Origin of the sequence: Methylophaga sp. UBA2689, assembly GCA_002354555.1 — a bacterium.
Lineage (GTDB): Bacteria > Pseudomonadota > Gammaproteobacteria > Nitrosococcales > Methylophagaceae > Methylophaga.
Window position 1 is genome coordinate 1 of sequence record DELT01000021.1, and the last position, 3,823, is coordinate 3,823.

General features: G+C 42.8%; 4 protein-coding genes. All 4 read left to right on the plus strand.

The window, feature by feature from the left end; all coding sequences use genetic code 11:
- The coding region (locus B3M51_RS01915) for a cation diffusion facilitator family transporter (RefSeq protein ID WP_292756458.1) at window positions 1-843 on the plus strand (843 nt) is incomplete at its 5' end.
- Window positions 844-879: 36 nt separating this feature from the next.
- Complete coding sequence (locus B3M51_RS01920; protein WP_292481967.1) at window positions 880-1,467, plus strand: NERD domain-containing protein; 588 nt, start codon at window positions 880-882, stop codon at window positions 1,465-1,467.
- A 2-nt stretch (window positions 1,468-1,469) separates the two neighbouring features.
- Window positions 1,470-2,393: a 5'-nucleotidase gene (locus B3M51_RS01925; protein WP_292481965.1), complete on the plus strand. Its 924-nt coding sequence runs from the start codon at window positions 1,470-1,472 to the stop codon at window positions 2,391-2,393.
- The coding region (locus tag B3M51_RS01930) for an HDOD domain-containing protein (RefSeq protein ID WP_292756460.1) at window positions 2,390-3,823 on the plus strand (1,434 nt) is incomplete at its 3' end. The genes B3M51_RS01925 and B3M51_RS01930, both read left to right, overlap by 4 nt.

The following is a 3,823-nucleotide window of genomic DNA, read 5'->3' on the forward strand; positions in this document are numbered from 1 at the left end:
ACTGCATTAGCGCTTATTACTGCCAAGTTAACTGCCTGGTATATTTCTGATTCCATCAGTATTCTGGCAAGTCTTATTGATTCCAGTCTGGATTTATTGGCCTCTCTGGTTAACCTGCTGGCCATTCGTCATGCACTGCAGCCAGCAGATAAAGAACACCGTTTTGGTCACGGTAAAGCCGAGCCTCTTGCTGCATTAGGTCAGTCCATGTTTATTACAGGCTCTGCAATAATGCTGCTGTTTCAGGCCAGTGGTCGCCTGATAAATCCTCAACCTTTGACTACCGGTATTGAGTTGGGAATAGCAGTGATGGTGTTTTCCATGCTAGCCACCATTGGTTTATTGTTTCTGCAACGCTTCGTTATCATTAAAACCAATTCGTCTGCCATTCGTGCCGACTCTTTGCATTATCGATCTGATTTATTAATCAATTTCAGTGTCATTATCGCGTTGTTTTTATCCCATTTCGGACTGATTTGGCTGGATCCGCTCATGGCGATTTTTATCGCTGTTTATGTTTTGTTCAGTGCCTGGAGGATATTAAGAGATGCTGTTGATCTACTAATGGATCATGAAATTACTGATAAAGAGAGACAACAGATAATCCAGACAGCCTTAACGCATTCTCAAGCAAAAGGTGTACATGATTTACGCACCAGGCGCTCGGGCACCACGACCTTTATACAATTACATCTGGAACTGGATCCCGAACTAAGTCTGCAACAGGCCCATGATGTCAGTGTGGCAGTAAGTCAGGATATTCAGGGGTTATTTGATGAGGCAGAAGTTATAATTCATCAGGATCCAATCAACGATCAGTCAATTGAACAAAGCCTGGCTTAATCGCCGTATAATATAAATTTCGGGAGTACTATTCATTTGCTTGAAGAATTTTCTGTAGAGGTGGCCGTCGGGCTAAGCATTGTTGCAGTAATTGTTATCTCTTTACTCTATCGGCTTTTTTTTCGTAGAAGTCCTTCACAGCTCCAAATCGAGCAAGTGTTAAAACCTTATAAACAGGATGAACTTAACAATGTCATTCTTCCTGATGGGGTCGGCGGCATACTGGAAATTGAAAAACTTTTTCTGCTGGAACAAGGTATTTTGATTTTGCGTGATTACCCGATTAGCGGACATTTATTTGGTGCTGAGCAAATAGAACAATGGACACAAATTGTAGATGGTCGCAGTTATAAATTTATAAACCCACTGCATCATCTTGAAAATGCCCGACAGGCCATTCGTTCGTTGATTCCAAAAATGCCAGTGTTCTGTCATGTAGTTTTTACTGCAGATAGTAATTTCCCTAAAGGTAAGCCTGCATCCGTTTCGGTATTGACGAGTTTTGAGCAAGATATGCAGAGGTTATTTAATAGCCCGAAATTGCCAGCAGAAAGCCGAGAAAAAATGTGGAATGTGATTAAACAAAATATACGCAACGACGCTCAATCATTGATCAGGGAGTAAACGTGGACACGGCGACAAAACCATTGGTAGTGGCTATTTCATCACGTGCTTTGTTTGATTTGGATGAAAGCCATCGTATTTATGAAGAGCAGGGCACAGAGGCCTATTGCCGCTTTCAGATAGAAAATGAAGATGTGCCTCTGGAACCAGGTGGTGCATTTAATCTGGTCAAAAAATTACTTGCCTTGAATGACAATAATCCCAAAACACCGCGGGTTGAGATTATTTTATTGTCACGTAACAGTGCGGATACCGGATTGCGGGTTTTTAATTCAATTCAACATCATAATTTAGGCATCATCCGCGCCGTGTTTACCTCCGGCAGCAGTCCTTATCGGTACGTTGCGCCATTTAGCGCCAACCTGTTTTTGTCTACCAGCCCTGAAGACGTTCGGATGGCCCTTGAGGCTGGTATTGCGGCTGCGACTATCCTGCCATCAAACCTGGGACATAACTCTGAATCAGAACAGTTACGCATTGCCTTTGATGGTGACGCTGTCATCTTTTCGGATGAATCTGAAAGAATATTTAAAGAACGTGGTCTTGAAGCTTTCACCGAAAATGAACAGCAAACTGCAAGGCTAGCTCTATCGGGTGGTCCCTTTAAAGACTTTTTAATGGCTTTAAATAAAATTCAAACTGAATATCCAGAAAATAGTTCACCGATTCGTACCGCATTAGTCACCGCACGTTCTGCTCCGGCTCATGAACGGGTCATTCGCACATTGAGAGAGTGGGGCATTCGTATTGATGAAGCCATTTTTCTTGGTGGGATGGAAAAAGGGCCTTTCCTTAAATCATTTGGTGCCGATATTTTTTTCGATGATCAGGAACGTCATTGCATATCTGCAAGAGATCATGTGGCAACAGGCCATGTTCCGCATGGTATTGCCAATCAGCTTATATTGAAAGATAACGACGAATGACACCAATTCCAGTTGCCGCACAACGGTTTATTCAACAGCTGACCAATAAACATATGCCGGTATTTCCAAATACCATGTTGGAGATTAACCAGATCCTGGAGCAAGAAGATAGCGCGGCGGTTGATGTTGCTCAGGTAATTCTTCGTGATGCAGCATTAACCAGTCGTCTGCTAAAAATGGCCAATAGCGTTTACTACAATCCACAGGGACATCATATCAATACTGTATCGCGGGCATTGATGCTGTTGGGCTTTGAACAAGTTAAAGTCCTTGCACTGACACTGGTTTTGATTGACTCCCTAAAAGCCACCAAACGTCACGACAAAGTGCTTAAAGAAATGGCTGTTTCTCTGCATGCAGCTGTTCAGGCACAAAATATGGCAACCCTCTGTCATTTTGAAACGCCTGAGGATATCTTTATTGCTGCATTATTATCTCGTTTGGGGCATTTAACTTTTTGGGCGTTTGCTGATGAAAAAACCGTAACCGCTTTTGAAAGCAGAGATTGTAATGCTACTGCCGAAAGTGATGTATTGGGCTTTACACTTCAGCAACTTACGCAGGGCCTGGCAGAAGCCTGGTCGTTAAATGATTTATTAATCGATAGTTTTCGGCCGAATGTGAAGTCCGAATCCGTTCTGATAATTAGACATGCTGGTCAATTAGCGATTGAAACCAGTAAAGGCTGGAATGCCGACAAACTTGATCCATGGTTTGAAAAAGTTGCGTCATTGACACACCAAAAACTGGAAACACTAAAGCCCTCTGTACATGAGAGTGCATTGTCGGCACAAAAGTTACTTAACCTCACCGGTAGTGAACGTGTGAGAGGTTTGATTCCGCTACCTCCAGAAGTAAAAACTGAAGGGGAACCGCAAGATTTTTCCAGCGATTTAGAACCAGCAGCAGATTATCCAGCACCGGATCAATCCATGCAGTTACGCATTCTGCAAGACATTTCCCAAGCCATCCAGGAACATTGTGGCATCAATCTGATATTGGAAATGGTGATGGAGGGGATTTATCGGGGGGCAGGAATGGATAGAGTGATTTTTGCCGTATTATCAGCAGATAAAAAGCAACTGAATTGTCGTTATGTACTTGGCAACCAGAATGAACAGTTCTGCGAATTGTTTCAGATATCGATTGATAGCAATGCACAGACACTTTTTAAAGATTTACTCGCAGCAGAAGATGCCGTATTGATCGACAATTCACAGCCTTCGCTGTTAAAAAAACTGCACAAGGAAAGTAATCAGCTAATGGCGGGCAAACCGATGCTGGCTATGCCGTTGAAAAAATCCAACAAACCGGTAGGTTTATTTCTGGCTGATAGACAAGCTTCTGACCGGGGATTAAATCGACAGGATCTGATTGCTTTTCGTCAATTTTGTCAGCAGGCATCCCTGGCATTCACCTTTTTGACAATA